Origin of the sequence: Kitasatospora sp. NPDC056184, from assembly GCF_042268405.1 — a bacterium.
Classification (GTDB): Bacteria; Actinomycetota; Actinomycetes; order Streptomycetales; family Streptomycetaceae; genus Kitasatospora.
The window spans coordinates 204,423-220,762 of sequence record NZ_JBHJUI010000012.1; the positions used below are offsets into that span (position 1 = coordinate 204,423).

Sequence of the window (16,340 nt, forward strand, 5' to 3'; positions counted from 1 at the left end):
CCGGCTCCCTCAGACCCGCTCACCCGTGACGTCGTACAGGTGGTGGACCGGATCGTGGACCAGGTAGCGGGCGAAGGACTCCACCGTGAAGCGCGCCCCGTCGCTGCGGTTGCCGGTACGCGCCCACTGCGCGCCCGACACCCCCTCGAACGCCGCCGCCAGCACCTCCGCGGCCCGCGCCAGCTCCCCCGCCACCGCGGCCGGCGCCTGCTCCCCGTACCGCTCGGCGACGGCCGTCGCGTCCTGGTCCCAGTTGGGGAACAGCGGGTCGTCCTCGGCCAGCATCAGGTCCAGCCGGACGTGGAACAGCCGGAAGACGTCCCGGACGTGGCACGCGTACTCGAGGTCCGACCAGATCTCCGGACGCGGACGGCGGCGCAGCGCCTCCGGATCCCCGGCCAGCACCCCCGCCCAGCCCGCCGCGTTGGCCCGGACCATCCCGGCCACCTCCTCCCGGCCGACCGCGCCGGAGTCCAGCCCGCAGTCCGCGCAGGGGCGCTCCAGCACCCAGGTCCAGTCCTTGGTGTCGGGGACGATCGCGTCGTCGCCGGTCGTGCCGCTGAGGTGCTCGGAAGTGGTCATGCGCCCAGGATGGCCGGGCCCGCACCGCTCCCACCAGCGGTGTCAGCGCCAGGGGGCGCCGAAATCCTGCCAGCGCCGACCCCATCCCCGCCGCCCTCGCCGCTCTCGAAGGCCTCGCGGGCCGCGAGCAGCTCGGCCAGGTTGGCCCGGCTCCAGTCGCACACCGCGTCCATCGGCCCCAGCAGCGTCCGGCCGAGCGGCGTCAACGCGTACTCCACCCGTGGGGGGTTCTCCGCGTACTCCGTTCGGCTGACAGCTCCGTCCTGCTCCATCGACCGCAGCGACTCGGCCAGCACCTTCGCCGTGATCCCCACCAGCGGCACCCGCAGCTCCGAGAACCGGCGCGGGCCGCCCTCCAGGCAGCGCACGATCTTCCACGCCCACTTCCTGCTGCCCAGCACCGGGATCCGCTGCACCGGGCAGTGCGGATCGAAGAAGTCCGGCGGCAGCGGCGCGGGCGCGGTCCTCGTCATGCCCCGACGGTAACCGAACGGGCGTGCCCACCGGTACCGTTGAAGTAACCGGCACCCCCCGTTCTACCGTCACGGCAACGGCGGGCGGCGCTCGCGCCCCCGCCCGGCAAAACCCCTGACGAACGGACGGAGACCCCGTGAACCCCACCACCGATGTCATCGTGTTCGGCGCCGGCGGCCAGGTCGGCCGCGCCGTGGTCGCCGAAGCCCGCCGACGCGGCCTCACCGTCACCGCCGCCGTCCGCGCCCCCGAACGGCACGCCGACCTGGCCGGCCCCGGCACCGCCCTGGTCCGCTGCGACGTCACCGACCCCGCCGCCGTGGCCGACGCCGCCCGCGGCCACGCCGCCGCCGTCAGCACCGTCCACACCCCCGACGTCCCCTCCGGCGACTTCTACCCCGCCGCGGTCCGCGCCCTGGTCGCCGGCCTCGGCACGGCCGGCGTCCGCCGGCTCGTCCACGTCGGCGTCGCCACCACCCTGGAGACCGCCCCCGGCGTCGCCCTCCACGACGACCCCGCCTTCCCCGCGGCCCACCGCGCCTTCTCCCTCGGCCACGCCGCCGCCCTCGACCTCCTCCGGGACTCCCCCGCCGCCCTCGACTGGGTCGTCGTCACCCCGCCCCTCGACCTCGACCGCACCGCCCCCGGCACCGGCCGCTACCGGACGGGCGGCCCGCAGGTCCTCGGCCCACGGATCGCCCAGGCCGACCTCGCCGCGGCCGTCGCCGACCAGCTCACCGGCCCGGCCGCCCGCCACCGCGAACAGCTCGCCGTGGCCGAGTGACCCGCCGGCCCGCGAAACCAGTGGAGGGACGGGAGCGTTCCGGTCCATCCTGACCGCCATGCCGACCTTCGACCCCGGCGCGCTCGCGCACAAGCCGACCCTGCCCGGTGCCACCGTCACCCTCGTGCCGCTCACCGCCCGGCACACCGACGCCATGTGGCGGTTCACCGCCGACGAGGAGACCAACCGCCTCACCGGCACCCGCCGGGCCTTCACCCACGACGAGATCCGCGACTGGTGCACCACCCGCCCCGAACAGCCCGACCGCCTCGATCTGGCCGTCGAGGACCGGGCCACCGGCCGCTTCCTCGGCGAACTCGCCCTCAACGACCTCGACCCCGACAACGCCTCCGCCCACTACCGGATCGCCCTCACCCCCGGCAGCACCGGCCGCGGCCTCGGTACCGAGGCCACCCTCCTGCTCCTGCGGCACGCCTTCGCGACCGTCCGCCTCCACCGGGTCGAACTGGAGGTCTACGCCTACAACCCCCGCGCCGCCCGCGCCTACGAGAAGGCCGGCTTCCACCACGAGGGCCGCGCCCGCCAGGCCCACCACTGGGCCGGCGAATACCACGACGTCCTGCGGATGGCTGCCCTCGGCCCCGAGTGGCTCGCCGCTCACCCCTGAGACGGCGGCCACTGCTGCGGCGGCGGATACCCCTGGTACCCCGCCGCCGCGGCCCGCTCCCGCCGACGCCGCCCGCGCACCACCAGCAGCACGGTCACCACGACCCCGATCAGCACCACACCGGCGACCCCCGCCGTGCCCGCCAGCACCCACTGCACGCCGCGGTTCGGCCCGCTCGGCGGCGGCACCGCCACGGGCGACCCCCACTCCTCCTCGCTCGGCGTCGGGGTCGCACCCCGCTGCGCCTCCGCCCGCCCGGCCAGCGGGTTCTCCCGCGGTCCCCCGTCCACGGCGGGATTCGGCTCCAACGCCTTCGCCGGCGACAACAGCCCGTACCCGTAGCGGTTGCTCGGCACCGCCGAGCCGTCGGCGGGCGGCGCGGCGCTCTTGATCATCCGGTTGATGACCTGGCCGGCGGAGAGGTCCGGGTACTTCGCCCGGATCAGCGCGGCGGTGGCGGAGACGTAGGCGGTGGCACTCGATGTGCCGTTACCGATGGCATGTCCGCTCGTGGAACTGGCGCTCGCCCGAGCGATCTCCGCACCAGGCGCCGCCAGTGTGGTCTCGGGACCGAAGCTCGACTTTCCCCAGATCAGCCCGTTCCGGTCCACCGCGCCGACCGCCACGACCCCGGGGAAGGCGGCCGGATACTCCACCGAGCCACCCTTGTCACCGCTGTTGCCCGCGCTCGCAACCAGGACGACGTCCTTGTCCATCGCGTACTTGACTGCCGCACGCTCGTCGGGGTCGCTTCCGGACGGCCCGCCCACCGACAAGTTGATGACCTTCGCACCGTGGTCAACCGCATAGCGGATCGCCATGGCCGTCTCCGACCGCGGCGAGAGTGAGTCTTCGTTCAGCGCGATCCGGATCGGGAGGATCTTGCTCTCTGGAGACAACCCCATGATGCCTGCGCCGTTCCCATGGCCGTGCCCGGCGATAAGGCTCGCCATGCCGGTTCCGTGGCCGTTGGTGTCCACCGTGCCATCGGTCTTCTCACCGGTGAAGTCCACCCCTGCCAGCACCTGGCCCGTCAGGTCTTGATGATCCTTTAGGACCCCGCTGTCGATGACGGCGACTGTGACGCCTTCGCCCCGGGAGATCGGCCAGATTGCCGACTCTGCCCGGTACGTCGCGAGCGGCCACTGCGCATCGCGCACGTTGTCGGCATGGGCGGGACCCGTAGCCACCGCCGCCAGAAGTCCGCCCGCCAGCAGCACGGCCGCCCCGCGACTCAGACGCCAGTTCCTCAAGTCCCGCCACCCCACTCAGCGCAGAGGTTGTCCCACGGCCCTTTGAACCGCAGGGCACCCGATCGATCCAGCCGGCCCCGACGTCCGGGCGTCATTCCACCACGTTGGGATTGACCGGGTCGTCCGACGCCCAGGTCTCCTCGTCCTCGACGAGGTAGTCGGGACGGCCCTTCCTCTTCTCGTCGTCCCTCTTGCCCCGGTCGGCGCTGCCCAGGGGAACCATGGGTGGCTGCGCCAACGGACTGCCCGAGCCGGCCTCTGGCCGGATCCGCCCGCGCGCTCCCAGGCCTGAGCCGCCCTCGGTGAAAGCCTGCTTGCCACCGTTGCTCTTGCCAGACCGGTCCCCGACACCGACGACCGTGCCACCGGCTGCGGCCTCGGCGGCGCCCATTCCCCGGCCAGAACCCCCTCCGGCAGTCCCGCCGCCGCTCACACCAGGAACGCCCTCGGCACCGAAGATCGCACCACTGCGGCCAGCTCCGGTCCGACCCGGTAACCCCGAGCGGTCGCCGCGTACGGCCTCCGGACGGGCCTGTCCATTCCATCCGGCACCTGATCCGGGCGCCTGCCCTCCGACGGAACCAAAGGGCTGCGGGATCCCGCTCGGGTGGGGCGTTCCTCCCCCCTGGCTGCCCTGCGGCGCAGCGGGCTGCAACAAGGGACTGTGGGAAAGGGACTGGCCTCCGCCGTTCCCCTGCGACCCGAGGATCGACGTACCGGTCCCCCCGGACGGCGACTGCCCGCCTGACGCCGACGGGGCTGACACGACCGCTGCACCGTCAACGACGGTCCCGGTACCGAAACTCACCGGCGTGGCCTTGGGCTGCGGCATGGCCACCCCGCCCTTGACACCGGGGTCGGAGGGAGTCGACGGTGCCTTCGAGAACGACGGGCTTGGCCCCTGGGGGTTCGAGCGTCCGGCGCCGCCTGCACGAGGATCCGCCACCGCTCCTTCCCGTGGGCGGGACACCGGCGCCGTACCCGTACTGGCGTTGCCGACCCCGACGCCGCCGAGGAAGCCGCCCACAGCCGCGTACCCGCTTTCTCCCGTGCCATCCGCCGGGAGGTCCGTGCTGTCGCTGTCCTTCCAGTCATTCTTCGGCGGCCCTGGAGGCTGCGGGGGCTTCAGCATCGGAGTAGCGGTGCGGTAGTGCATGGCCAGGGTCTGCAGGACCGTGGCGGCTTCGGTCTTCTTCTGGTTGACGAGGTCGGTGTGGGCGTCCTCGTCGTCGGCGCCGAAGAGGGAGGAGAAGGTGTCGCCGACGGCGTCCTTGAGCTGCGCGAAGCCGCTGGGTTCCTCGGGCATGTCGGCCTTGGCCTTGTCGATGGCCTCGGAGATCGCTTTGAGGGTGATGGCCGCGTCGTTGGCGTAGGACGCGGCGGTGTTGATGGTGGTGGCGAGGTGGAGCATGCGGCTGTGGAAGGCGTCGCTGGTGCTGCCCTCCCAGGAGGTGGCGGCTTCGGTGCTGGCGCGGGTGAGGGTGGTGCGGATGGCCTTGAGGGTGTCGGCGGCGCGGCGCCAGGGGTCGGCGGCGGCCATCACCTCGCCGGGGTTGAGGGTCTGGACCATCCGGCGGAGTTCGGCGTGGCTGTACTTGCTGAAGTCGGTGTAGCTCACCGGACGCCCTTCCCGTCGTCGTGCTGGGCCTGCGCGACGGTCCAGCCGTAGCTCGCGTAGCTGGTGGCGGAGGGGTTGGCCACGGACCAGCCGTCGTCGCCGAGCTTCAGCTTGGACTTGGTCTGCTGCTCCTGCTCCTCGTAGTTGGTGGCGGTGAGCTCGGCCTTCTTCTGGGCCTCGTCGACCGCTTCCTGGAGCTGGTTGAGGACGTCGCGCAGGCCGTCCCGCATGGTCTGGTAGCGGCCGTGCAGGTCGGTGGCCTCGGCGAAGGTACCGAGCGACGTGGGGCCGATGCCGCTGCGGCCGTGTGTCGCGTTGCCGTCGGCGTGGTGCTGGAACTCGGCCAGCAGCAGCCGCACTTGGGCGGCGAAGGCGCGCAGCTGCTCGACCTCGACGCGGTAGCCGCGTCCCGATCCGCCGGTCGATCCCGTTCCGTTCCCCGTTGCCACGTGCGGCGCCTCCCCCGTGCGTCCGGCCGGTGTGTCGTTGACGGTTCTGGTGAGCCAGTCATGTCTAACACACGGGCCGCCCCCCTGGCGTGCCGTCAGTTCACGTCCGGTACCCGACTCTCGGCGGCGAGGGCGCGGCGGCAGAGCGAGTCGGCGTGCCGGGTGGTTTCGGGGAGGCGGTAGCGGGGGGTGAGCGCGAGGGTGGTCTCGACGGCTTCGGCGAGGCCGATCCGGTGGCCGACCGAGACGAAGACGGGTTTGACGCCGGGCCGGGTGCGCAGGGCCCGGCCGACCTCCTCGCCGGTGGCCGGGTCGCTGAGCGGGGACGAGTCGCCGCGGGCGGGGCCGGGCTCGCGGTGGTCGAAGGTGAACGGGGTCTTGGCGACGCCGAGGGTGCGCAGGCCGGTGAGGACGCCGAGGTGGCTGGCGAGGCCGAGGCGGCGCGGATGGGCGAGGCCGTAGCCGTCGCAGACGACGGTGCCGGGGCGGTGGGTCAGGGCGGCGAGGGCGTCGAGGACGGCAGGGAGTTCGCGGAAGGCCAGCAGGCCGGGGATGTAGGGGAAGGCGATGCGTCCGGTGGCGGTGGCCTCCTCGACGACGGCGAGGGTGGCCCGGTCGAGGACCACCGCGGCGGCGACGACGAGGTCGCGGTCGTCGTCGTAGGCGACGTCGACGCCGGCGATCAGCCGGTCATCACCGGCGCCCTCCGCACGGTCGTCCGCGCCGGTTGCGCCGGTCGCGTCGTCCGCGCCGGTCGGCCGGACGAGCGGGCGCAGGCGTTCCTGTTCGGCGAGCGCCTCGGCCTCGGTGGTGGGCCAGTCGGCGGGGATGGGCACGGTGGTTCCCCCAAGGTGCACGGAGCGGTGGTGGTGCGGTCGGGCCCACCGTACCGAGCGGGGCGGACGGCCCCGGGGGCGAGTCCGCGCGCCCGTACGCGCCCGACCGGCGTGCGGGCCCCGCACGCCGGTCGGTGGAGGAGGCCGGGGCCCGGCCGCCGGTTCAGGCGGTGGAGACCACCACCGTCTTCGCGGCCTTGTCGTGGATGCACTGCCGGTACGGCTTGTCGAAGACGCCGAACAGACCGTCGATGAGCCACCAGAGCACGGCGCAGCAGAGCACGGCGGGCAGGATGAAGACCGCCGCCCTGGTCCAGGCGGCCGACTGGGTCGGGGAGTTGCCGTCGACGAGCATGGCGACCCGGATCTTCATGGCCTTCTTGCCGAGGGTCTGCCCGTCCCGGCCGAGCATCACGCCCTCGTAGACGAGGTAGAGCGCGCAGGCGAGCCAGAAGGACCCGGCCGAGCCGGAACGGTCGGAGAGGCTCGCGAACGGCAGGACCAGCAGGAGGGCGACGGCCTGCACCAGCAGGTAGTCGATCACCCGGGCGAGGATCCGGTTGGGCCAGCTGCCGAGCGGGGGCATGCCGGGGACGGGTCCGCTGCCGGGCGCGCCGTACCCGGCGGGGCCGTGGCCGGGCGGGGGCTGGTCGTACGGCGACCGGCCGTAGGGGTCCTGGCCGTAGGGCGGGCCTGCGGGAGCGCCGCCGTAGGTGCCGCCGTACGCACCGGGCCCGCCGGCCGGCGGCGGGCCGGCGGGGGGCGGGGTGCCGTACGGGTCCGACGGCGCACCTTCCGGCGGGCCGCCGCCCGACTGCGGGGGCTGCTTGCCGAAGGAGGGCTTGCCGCCCCCCTCCGGCTCGGGGCCTGAGGGGTCGTAGGTGCTCATGCCCCGAGTAGAACATCACGGATTGTACGAACTTGGGATATTGAGTCCGTTTTGTTCGACAGAGCCATTGATCGGGGCGGCCGGTGGGACCTCAGACCCGGACGACCCGGGTACCGGCCGCCCGGTCGTGCCAGCCGCGCCGGGCCGGGCGGTCGAACAGCGGCCAGAGCAGGCCGGCCACCAGCAGCATCGAGAGCTGCCTGACCAGCCACCGGACCAGGGAGCGGCCGATCCCCGGACGGACCGGTGCGGCGGCGGCCGGTGTCCGGGCCGCCGCGACCACCCGGATCCGGGCGAGCCGCTTGCCGAAGGTCTGGCCGGTGCGGGCGGTCGGCAGGACCTCGTAGAGCAGGCCCACGAAGAGCAGGATGCCGAGCAGGACGGCGGCCTTGCCGACCACCGTGCCGTCGACCAGCCAGACGTCGATCTGGCGGCGGGTGAGGCGGCTGGCCATCCGGGCCTGGTCGAGCTTGCGCTGGAGGTGGGCCTCGACCGAGCGGCCGAGCGGGACGCCCGCGGCGACGGCGACCACGGCCAGCACGGCGGTGTCGACCAGCCGGGCGGCGAGGCGGCGCCCGAGCCCGGCCGGCAGTGGCGCGGGCGCCGGTGCGGCCCCGGCGCGACGGCGCGACGTCGCGGGCGTCGGTCGAACGGCGGTGGCGGCAGCGGCGGGCCGGGTGACAACCGGAGGGACCGGTGCGGACGGGGACGGTGCGGACGGCGCCGGGGACGGCGCGGACGGCGCCGGCGGAGCGGCCTCGACGTCCTGCACGGCCTCGACGACCTCCGCCGCCGGGGCCGGGGCCGGTTCCGCGGCCGGCGACACGGCGGGCGCGGCCGACATCACCGGGATGAGCATCGGACCCGCCGGCTCCGGAACACCCGCCCGCTCCGGGACGGGCGCTCCGGCGGAAGGCTCCTCCGCCGCCCCGGGCAGCACGCCCCAGGACACCCAGCGCGACCCGTGGCCCATCTCCATCCGCCCGTGCGGCGCCCACGGATCCGCCTGCCACCCGGCCGACTCCGGCTCCACCACCGGCCCCGGCCCCGACTCCGGCCCCGGCTCGACGCCCGCCCCGGCCGCCGGCTCCGCGACGGGCGCCCGCTCCCCGCCGCGGCGGAACACCGGCCCGTTCTCCGGCACCGCGAAGGTGAACGACGCGCCGCCGCCCGTCTGGTCCAGGTACACCGGCCCGGTGTCCCCGCCGGACGACGCCCGTCCCGCGGGCTCCCCCACGGGGCCGCCCACCGGCTCCGCCGAGGACCCGGCCGCCACCGGCGGCGGCACCCGCCGCCCCGCCCCGGCCCCGCCGCCCGCCACCCCCGGCCGGCGGGTCGCGTACCGGGGCGGTTCGAGCACCTCGCCCTCCGCCGGGGCGGGCCGGCTGGTGCCCGGTACCCAGGCGGAGCCGCCCCAGTAGCGGACGAACCCGGGGATGGAGGGGTCGGGGTAGTAGCCCGGCGCAGGGCCGGCGGCCGTGTCCGTGCTGCCGCCGGCGAAGGGCCGGTCCGTCATGGGGGCTCGCTTTCCTGGCAGGCCGATGCGGCGCGCCCGGCGAGGGGGTGTGCACGACGGCGGCACGGGCGACCCGGGCGGCTCCGCCGTCGGCGCGCGAGGAGGTGCCACCGCGGAGGTGCCGCCGAGGAGGCGGACAGTCGCCGGGCAGTCACAAAGGGTAGTACCTCGGCGGGTGGGCCGAGCGAACTTGGCCAATCACCGGACAGGCCGAGGCCGCCCGCGGTAAGGAAGACGGCGCGTACGCCCGACCGCACGCCCGCCGTCCCGCGTTCACCCCTCCCCGCACCACCGCCGACGGATCTCCGCAAGAAAATCCCGAGAAATCCCGGAAACCCGTGTAAGAGCGCTCCCGGGCCGCGCTCTCCAAGGTCACAGGGCCCGGAACCGGGTACCGACCCCAGGAAGAGAGGATCCGATCATGGAGCGCCCGACGAGCGTGGTCGAGCACGAGCTGGAGCTCAACCTGGTGCTCTCCCCGGAGCACAGCGTCCCCGTCCCGGCCCGGCTGTCGTACGGCAGCCACGACCCCTACGCCGTGCACATCACCTTCCACCTGGACACCGGCTCGCCGGTGACCTGGGTGTTCGCCCGCGAGCTGCTGGTGGAGGGCACCTTCCGGCCGTGCGGCCAGGGCGACGTGCGGATCTGGCCGACCCTCTCCCAGCCTTCGGCCGGCGGGACCCCCAAGGGCCGGCGCAGCGTGCTCTGCCTGGCGCTGAGCTCGCCGGCCGGGGACGCGCTGCTGGAGGCGCCGCTGCCGGCGGTGGCCGCCTGGCTGGAGCGGGCCCACCGGCTGGTGCCGCCGGGCAGCGAGATGGCCGCGCTGGACATGGACGGCTCGCTGGCCGCGCTGCTCGCGTGAGGCCCGCGAGCCGCCGCCCCGCCCCCGGCGACCCGGCCGACTCAGCGGGCCGCGGGGGCCTGCTGACGCTCGCGCGCGGAGCCCGGCCGCCCGCCGCCGCGCTGGCCGGGCAGCGCCGCAGGCGGCGCGCCGGCGGCCGCGCGCCGGGCGCGCACGCGTAGCGCGGCGGCCAGCAGGAAGGCGATCCCGACGAGCGGGTAGACCGAGGTCGGGATCTGGCGGAGCGGCGACAGCTCCAGCACCAGCGCGCCCTGCGGCTTGGCGAGCCACATCGAGAAGGACAGGAAGGCGACCAGCGTGGCGGCGAAGGCGGCCCGCCAGCGGACCTTCCGGACGGCGGCCGGACGCGCCCGTTCGACCGCCGCCTCGCAGGCGAGCAGGACGAGCAGCGGCACGCACCAGACCCAGTGGTGGGTCCAGCTGATCGGCGAGATCAGCACGGCGGTGACGGCGGCGCAGCAGACGCCCCAGGCCTCGGAGCGCGACAGCCAGCGCGAGCTGCGGGCGGCCCAGGCGGCGACGCCGAGGCCGGCCACCGCGACGACGGCGGAGGCCAGCGTGGCGGCGGCACCCGGTTCGGCGGTGTGCAGCAGCCGGGCGACGGCGCCGCTGAGCGCCTGGTTGTCGACGATCTCGGTCTTGCCCACGCGCGAGGAGTCGTAGAGGTACTTGGTCCAGAAGCCCCAGGTGGCGTCCGGCAGGACGAGCGCGCCGATCAGGAAGGTGCCGAGGAAGGTCGCCCCGGCCACGAACGCGGCCCGGACCCGGCCGGTGAGCAGCAGGTAGACCGCGAACAGGCCGGGGGTGAGCTTGATGCCGGCGGCGATGCCGATCGCGACGCCCTTGCTGCGGCGCGCGTCGGGCCGGGTGAGGTCCCAGAGGATGAGGCAGGCCAGGGCGAGGTTGATCTGGCCGTAGCGCAGCGTGGTGTAGACGGGTTCGAGCCAGACGCCGGCGCCGGTGACCAGGACGACGCCGATCGCGCGCAGGTCCCGGCGCGGCCAGCCGACCAGCTTGAACGACAGGTGGGTGAGCAGCGCGAGCAGGCCGAGGTTGCAGAGCGTGACCGCGACCCGGAGGAACGGGATCGGGAACCAGGTCGTCGGCACGAACAGCATCGCGGCGAACGGCGGGTAGGTGGCGGGCAGGTCCCACTGCGTGACGCGCAGCCCGTAGAGGTCCTCGCCCCGGGCGACGGCGGCCCCCTCGGCCCGGTAGACGATCATGTCCACCATCGAGGTGTGGGCGAAGTGCCGGACCACCGCGTAGGCGAGCAGGGAGAACAACGCGACCGCGGAGGCGGCCAGCAGCGGCCGGCGCGGGGCCTCGCGCAGGGCGCGCAGGGGTGCGCCGAGGGCGGTGCGCAGCCGGTCCGACAGGGGGGCGGGCGCCCGGTCCGGAGCGGTGGGCACCGCGCCGCGCTCGTCTTGCACCGCTGTCACTCTTCGCTCCGTCCGCCGGTCGGCCAACCAGCGACGATACCCGATGCCCCGCGGCCGTCCCGGATCGGACCGGTGACGCTGAGTAGTCGCCCGGAATGTGGTGCCGGCCGGCCGTGCCCCGCTGCGGTCGGGGCACGGACGGCCGGGGTCGGTGGGGCGGGGGTCAGCCGGTGTAGGCGCCCAGGGCCCGGGTGAAGTCCAGCGGCTGCTGGACGATCGAGCTGCAGCTGGCGTCGGCGTACGCCTTGGCGCCGCCCTCGCAGGCCTTGTCGCGGGTGCCGGACCACATCGCCAGCCAGGCCAGGTGCTTGCTCTTCGCGAAGTCGGCGAGCTGCTTGGCGTCGGCGACGGTGAAGACCTCGCTGGCGACGTCGTTGACGCCGATCATCGGGGTGACCGCGACCTTCCGCCAGGCGGCCGCGTCGTCGAGCCCGAGCACGCTCTTCACCTGGGCCTGGGTGGCGGTGGCCGCGGCGATGGCGTACTTGCCCATCTGGCCCTGCGGGTTGGGGGCGACGCCGTCGCCGAAGTCCATCGCCATGATGTTGACCGCGCCGATCGCCACGCCGTTGTTCTTGGCGTCGGCGACCAGGTTGACGCCCTCCTGGGTCAGGCCGGAGGGGAGCGCGGGGAGGGTGTAGGAGACGTCCAGCGCCTTGCCCTTGGCGGCGGCGTTCTTCTGGAGCTGGGCGATGGCCTGGGCCCGGCGGGTGTTGGCGGCGGTGTTGGCGATCGCGCCGCCCTCGACGTCGAAGTCGACCTTGGTGAGGCCGTAGGCGTCGACGGTCTTCTGGTAGACGGCGGCGAGGTCGGCGGCCGAGGAGCAGGCGAGGGCCAGCTCGGTGCCGTTGGCGCCGCCGAAGGAGACCCGGACGTCGCCGCCGATCGCGCGCAGGGCGCCGATCTGGGCGGCCACCGCGTCGGCGGCGAGGTCGCTCACGCCGCCCCACTTCGGGGTGCAGCCGCCGCCGGAGACGACGAAGGCCAGGGTGAAGTCCTTGACGCCGGTGGCCTTGGCGGTGGCGACCAGGTCGTAGGGCGGGTAGAGCGAGGTGTCGACGTACGGCGCGAAGCCGGCGCCGCCGGCCGGGGCGGGGGTGCCGGTCGCGGTGGCGGTGGGCGCCGGGGTGGTGGGGACGGCGGTGGCGGTCGCGGTGGCCGTCGGGGCCGGGGTGGTGGGCCGGGGGGTCGCCGTGGCGGTCGGGCTCGGTGCGCCGGTGGCGGTCGCCGTCGCGGTGGCGGTCGGCGTCGGCGCCGCGGTGGGCGTGGCCGAGGCGGACGGGGAGGCCGTCGCGGTGGTGGTCGGGCGGCCGGACGGGGTGGGCGCGGTGCCGTCCCCCGGCTTGCACGAGGCCTTGTTGATCAGGCAGTTGCCCGGCTCGGACTGCGCGGCGCCGGAGCCCTGGGCGACGAAGCCGACCACGATGCTCTTGCCGGCCTCCAGCCGCTTGCTCCACGCCTCCGGCCGGACGGTGATGTGCTGGCCCTCCGCGGTGAAGGTGGCGTTCCAGAGCGAGTCGATCCTGGCGCCGGCCGGCAGGTCGAAGCTGAGCGTCCAGTCCTCGATGGCGCTGCTGTCCGGGTTGGTGACCAGGTACTGGCCGGTGAAGCCGGAGTCCCAGCTGCTGGTGCGGCTGTAGACGGCGCCGAGCGAGGCGGCGCTGGCCGAGGAGGCGAGGACGACGACGCCTCCGGCGACCAGGGCGGCGGCGACCGCCGAGGCACCGATCAGCATGCCCTTGCGGCTGCGCCGACGGCGGCCTCCCTGGCGGCGGTGGGGCTGCTGGGTCGTCATGGGGGGCTTACCTCCGGGGCTGGCAGGTGCGCGGTCGGGGGGTGACCGCCGCCGATGACGCTAACGGTGCGCCATGGCCGGAAACCGCCTGCTGAGCCAGGGGTAGAACTCCCTTACGGTGCGCTTAAGAAAGAGACGGCACACCCCTCCCCCTGAGCTCCCAGGGCCCGGACGAAGCGCTGAAACCTTTCGCCACCCGGCCCGCGGAAGCCCGGTTCAGCGCGGGAACAGCGACCCGCGGCCGCGGCGTCTGCCGGTCCGCTCCGGGGCGGTGCCGTCCTGCCGGGTGCGCAGCCGCAGCCTGATCTCCGCACCGCCGAGCACCGCCGACGCGCCGAGCGCGAGGTCGCCGCCGGTCGCCTCGGCGAGCTTGCGGACGATGTCCAGCCCGAGGCCGGTGGAGCCCTCGCCGCCGTGGCCCTCGCCGCGCCTGAGCGCGGCCTGCGGGTCGGTGAAGCCCGGGCCCGCGTCCCCGACCAGCACGATCACCGAGCTCTCGGTGGGCAGCACGTCCACCGAGAAGGCGGTGCCGACCGCGGTGTGCCGGAAGACGTTGCCGAGCAGCGTGTCCACCGCCGCGGCCAGGTCGCCGCGCTGGACCGGGACGGGCGTCTCGCGGTCGGCGCCGGCCAGCTGCCAGGGCCGGCCCTCGTCCTCGGCGAGCGCGGACCAGAAGCCGACCCGCTCCCGGATCACCTCGGCGGCGTCGCAGCCGACGGTGACGGCGGGCGCGTCCTCGGGCGCCCGGCGGGCCGAGCGGATGATCTGGTCGACCTCGCGTTCCAGCTGCGACACCGCGTGCCGGGTGGCGTCGGCCGCGTCGCCCTCGCCGAGCGAGGCGGCGTTCAGCCGCAGCACGGTCAGCGGGGTGCGCAGCCGGTGCGACAGGTCCGCGGCCAGCTCGCGTTCGGCGGCGAGCAGTTGGACGACCCGGTCGGCCATCGCGTTGAACGCGTGGGCGGCCTCGTGCAGCTCCACGGGGCTGCCGGCGGCCTGCTTGCCGTCCACCGGCACCCGGACGGCGAGGTTGCCCGAGCCGAGCGAGCGGGCGGCGGCGGCGAGCCGGCGGGCCGAGGCGACGATCCGGGCGCCCATCCGGTCGGCGACCAGCACCGAGATGGCGACCAGCCCGAGCGCGACCCCGGAGAGCACCTGCCAGGCGGTGGCGACGCCCCGGGTGAGGTCGCCGTCGGCCACGAACACCTCGACCACGGCGGTCCGCGCGGTGTCCACGGCGACCGGCTGGAGCAGCGCGAAGCCGCCCGGGACCTGCACGGTGAACGAGCGCCCCTGGACGCCCGCGGTGGCCACATCGGCGTCCAGCGCCCGGACTTCGCCGATGGTCGCACCGGCCGCGGGCCCGGTGGCCGCCGCGGCGGCGGCCACCCCCGGCGTGCCCGCGACCGGCCCCGTCCCGCCAGGCGCCGCGGCCACCCCGCCCGCGGCGCCGGCCGGGCCGGAGGCGGCACCCGTGCCGGAGCCGGCCCCAGAACCCGCCCCGGCGGCCTCCGGCGGCGGCAGGTGCACCGCCATCCGCCCCTGCGCGCCCGCGTCCGTCGAGGCCACCGCCCGGGCGATGGCGTCCTCGCTGGTGGTGATGGCCAGCGCCGGGCCGAGCGCCGCGGCCTGCCGCTCGGCGGCCGTGAACGCCCGGTCCCGGGCGGTCTGCTGGACCATCAGGCCGAGCGGGATCAGGAAGGCCAGCGCGACCATGGTGGTCCCGGCCACGGCGGCCTTGATCAGGGCCCAGCGCAGCGAGTGCCGCAACCGCCTCATGTCAGGCGCTCCACGGGAACGGGCCCGGGCCCGGCGGCCTGTCCGGACGCCTCCAGCCGGACCCCGACCCCGCGCACGGTGTGCAGGTAGCGCGGGTTCGACGCGGTCTCACCGAGCTTGCGGCGCAGCCAGGACAGGTGCACGTCGATGGTCTGGTCCCCGCCGTAGGTCTGCCGCCAGACCTCGGCCAAGATCTCCTTGCGGGGCACCACCACGCCCGGCCGGGCCGCGAGGAAGGCCAGCAGGTCGAACTCACGGCGGGTCAGGTCCAGCGCCCGTCCGTCCAGCGAGGCCTCCCGGCGCTGGAGGTCGATGGCCAGCCCGCCGACCCGGAGCACCTGGCTCACCGGGGCCGCCCCGCCGCCGAGCCGGCGCAGCACGGCGGCCATCCGGGCGCTCAGGTGCTCCCCGGAGAACGGTTTCACCAGGTAGTCGTCGGCCCCGTCGTTGAGCAGCCGGACGATCTCGGCCTCGTCGTCCCGGGCGGTGGAGATGATGACCGGGACGTTGGTCAGGCCACGGATCATCTTGAGCGCCTCGCTGCCGTCCAGATCCGGCAGCCCCAGGTCCAGGATCACCAGGTCGCAGCCGACCTGGGCGACCTCGCGCAGCGCCTCAAGTGCCGTGCCCACGCTGCGAACCGCGTGGCCGGTGTCGGTCAGGTGGCGGATGAGGGCGGATCGCACGAAGGGGTCGTCCTCGACCACGAGCACTGTTGCCATGGGGCTGCACGGTACGCCATCGGCCCCGAATGGTCTGTACCTCGGGTTGGTTGGCACCGGTCTGCGGGGAGCTGCCCGCACTTGTGCAAGTTCCCTGTGGAAGTACCGGGGCGCCCACCTGCGCCCCCGGGAGATACGGCAGGATGTGCGCACGATGCGGAACGGACTGGTACAGCTCGGCGCCTGGGCGGCGGCCACCGGGGCGGCGGTGGCGCTGTCCTGGTTCGGCGTGCACGCCGTGCTGACCGGCGACGCCTTCGAACAGCCCACCGCGCTGCCGCTGCCCTCACCGGCGTCGGCCGACGGGGCGAGACCCGTGCCGACGCCCGCGGCGACCCAGCCGCAGCCGGCCGACCGCACCGGGCCGACCGCGGCGCCGTCCACCGCCCGGGCGTCGGCGTCCCCGCCCAGGCCCGTGGCCCCCGCCACCCCGTCGGCCGCCGCGCCGGCCCCGCAGCGCCCGGCGCCGGTCAGCAGCACCACGTCCTCCGTGCACAGCTATCCCGTCCCGGGCGGCAAGGTCGCCCTGGACCTCCAGCCGGACCGGGCCTCGCTGGTCTCGGCCACCCCGGACTCGGGATGGCAGATGCAGGTCTGGAACGGTCCCCAGTGGCTCCGGGTGGACTTCACCAAGGACAACCAGGCCAACTCGGTGATCGTCTCCTGGAACGGCTACCCCCCGAGGGTCGACACCGTCGTCCGCTGACCCGG

16 protein-coding genes are annotated in these 16,340 nt (G+C 75.0%); 4 read left to right on the forward strand and 12 right to left on the reverse strand.

Annotated elements, in window-relative coordinates; genetic code table 11:
• Positions 1 to 9: 9 nt before the first annotated feature.
• Positions 10 to 582, reverse strand: a complete 573-nt coding sequence (locus ACFC0B_RS24470; protein ID WP_376089512.1) for a DinB family protein — start codon at positions 580 to 582, stop codon at positions 10 to 12.
• Entirely contained in the window at positions 579 to 1,055 is a 477-nt protein-coding gene (locus ACFC0B_RS24475; RefSeq protein WP_376089515.1) for a winged helix-turn-helix transcriptional regulator, read from the reverse strand. The genes ACFC0B_RS24470 and ACFC0B_RS24475 overlap by 4 nt, the downstream gene beginning before the upstream one ends.
• A 137-nt stretch (positions 1,056 to 1,192) precedes the next feature.
• Here ACFC0B_RS24475 and ACFC0B_RS24480 point away from each other — a divergent pair, with 137 nt between their 5' ends.
• Complete coding sequence (locus ACFC0B_RS24480; protein WP_376089518.1) at positions 1,193 to 1,840, forward strand: NAD(P)-dependent oxidoreductase; 648 nt, start codon at positions 1,193 to 1,195, stop codon at positions 1,838 to 1,840.
• 58 nt (positions 1,841 to 1,898) lie between these two features.
• Entirely contained in the window at positions 1,899 to 2,468 is a 570-nt protein-coding gene (locus tag ACFC0B_RS24485) for a GNAT family N-acetyltransferase (protein ID WP_376089521.1), read from the forward strand.
• Here the strand turns inward: ACFC0B_RS24485 and mycP are convergent.
• From mycP to ACFC0B_RS24515, 6 genes are all read right to left on the reverse strand, one after another.
• Complete coding sequence (gene mycP, locus ACFC0B_RS24490; RefSeq protein ID WP_376089524.1) at positions 2,459 to 3,688, reverse strand: type VII secretion-associated serine protease mycosin; 1,230 nt, start codon at positions 3,686 to 3,688, stop codon at positions 2,459 to 2,461. The genes ACFC0B_RS24485 and mycP overlap by 10 nt on opposite strands.
• Before the next feature lie 124 nt (positions 3,689 to 3,812).
• Entirely contained in the window at positions 3,813 to 5,339 is a 1,527-nt protein-coding gene (locus ACFC0B_RS24495; RefSeq protein WP_376089527.1) for a PPE domain-containing protein, read from the reverse strand.
• On the reverse strand, positions 5,336 to 5,788 hold the full coding sequence (locus tag ACFC0B_RS24500; RefSeq protein WP_376089530.1) for a hypothetical protein: 453 nt from the start codon (positions 5,786 to 5,788) through the stop codon (positions 5,336 to 5,338). Before ACFC0B_RS24500 ends, ACFC0B_RS24495 begins: the two co-directional genes overlap by 4 nt.
• Before the next feature lie 95 nt (positions 5,789 to 5,883).
• Positions 5,884 to 6,624 (reverse strand): endonuclease V, encoded by a 741-nt coding sequence (locus ACFC0B_RS24505; RefSeq protein WP_376089533.1) that lies wholly within the window; start codon positions 6,622 to 6,624, stop codon positions 5,884 to 5,886.
• Between the two features lie 163 nt (positions 6,625 to 6,787).
• Positions 6,788 to 7,513 (reverse strand): RDD family protein, encoded by a 726-nt coding sequence (locus ACFC0B_RS24510; RefSeq protein ID WP_376089536.1) that lies wholly within the window; start codon positions 7,511 to 7,513, stop codon positions 6,788 to 6,790.
• 91 nt (positions 7,514 to 7,604) lie between these two features.
• The gene (locus tag ACFC0B_RS24515; protein ID WP_376089539.1) at positions 7,605 to 9,029 is read right to left on the reverse strand and encodes an RDD family protein; all 1,425 of its coding nucleotides are present in this window, start codon (positions 9,027 to 9,029) and stop codon (positions 7,605 to 7,607) included.
• 421 nt (positions 9,030 to 9,450) lie between these two features.
• Here ACFC0B_RS24515 and ACFC0B_RS24520 point away from each other — a divergent pair, with 421 nt between their 5' ends.
• Positions 9,451 to 9,894, forward strand: coding sequence for an SsgA family sporulation/cell division regulator (locus ACFC0B_RS24520; protein WP_376089542.1), 444 nt, complete (start codon positions 9,451 to 9,453; stop codon positions 9,892 to 9,894).
• Between the two features lie 41 nt (positions 9,895 to 9,935).
• Here ACFC0B_RS24520 and ACFC0B_RS24525 read toward each other — a convergent pair whose 3' ends face one another.
• The 4 genes from ACFC0B_RS24525 to ACFC0B_RS24540 all read right to left on the reverse strand — a co-directional run bounded on the left by ACFC0B_RS24525 (position 9,936) and on the right by ACFC0B_RS24540 (position 15,629).
• Positions 9,936 to 11,336 (reverse strand): glycosyltransferase 87 family protein, encoded by a 1,401-nt coding sequence (locus ACFC0B_RS24525; protein ID WP_376089545.1) that lies wholly within the window; start codon positions 11,334 to 11,336, stop codon positions 9,936 to 9,938.
• Between the two features lie 163 nt (positions 11,337 to 11,499).
• Positions 11,500 to 13,131, reverse strand: coding sequence for a cellulose binding domain-containing protein (locus tag ACFC0B_RS24530; protein WP_376089548.1), 1,632 nt, complete (start codon positions 13,129 to 13,131; stop codon positions 11,500 to 11,502).
• A gap of 216 nt (positions 13,132 to 13,347) precedes the next feature.
• Complete coding sequence (locus tag ACFC0B_RS24535) at positions 13,348 to 14,907, reverse strand: ATP-binding protein (protein ID WP_376089551.1); 1,560 nt, start codon at positions 14,905 to 14,907, stop codon at positions 13,348 to 13,350.
• Positions 14,904 to 15,629, reverse strand: a complete 726-nt coding sequence (locus ACFC0B_RS24540) for a response regulator transcription factor (protein ID WP_376089554.1) — start codon at positions 15,627 to 15,629, stop codon at positions 14,904 to 14,906. The genes ACFC0B_RS24535 and ACFC0B_RS24540 overlap by 4 nt, the downstream gene beginning before the upstream one ends.
• A gap of 154 nt (positions 15,630 to 15,783) precedes the next feature.
• Here ACFC0B_RS24540 and ACFC0B_RS24545 point away from each other — a divergent pair, with 154 nt between their 5' ends.
• On the forward strand, positions 15,784 to 16,335 hold the full coding sequence (locus ACFC0B_RS24545; RefSeq protein ID WP_376089557.1) for a hypothetical protein: 552 nt from the start codon (positions 15,784 to 15,786) through the stop codon (positions 16,333 to 16,335).
• Positions 16,336 to 16,340 lie beyond the last annotated feature (5 nt).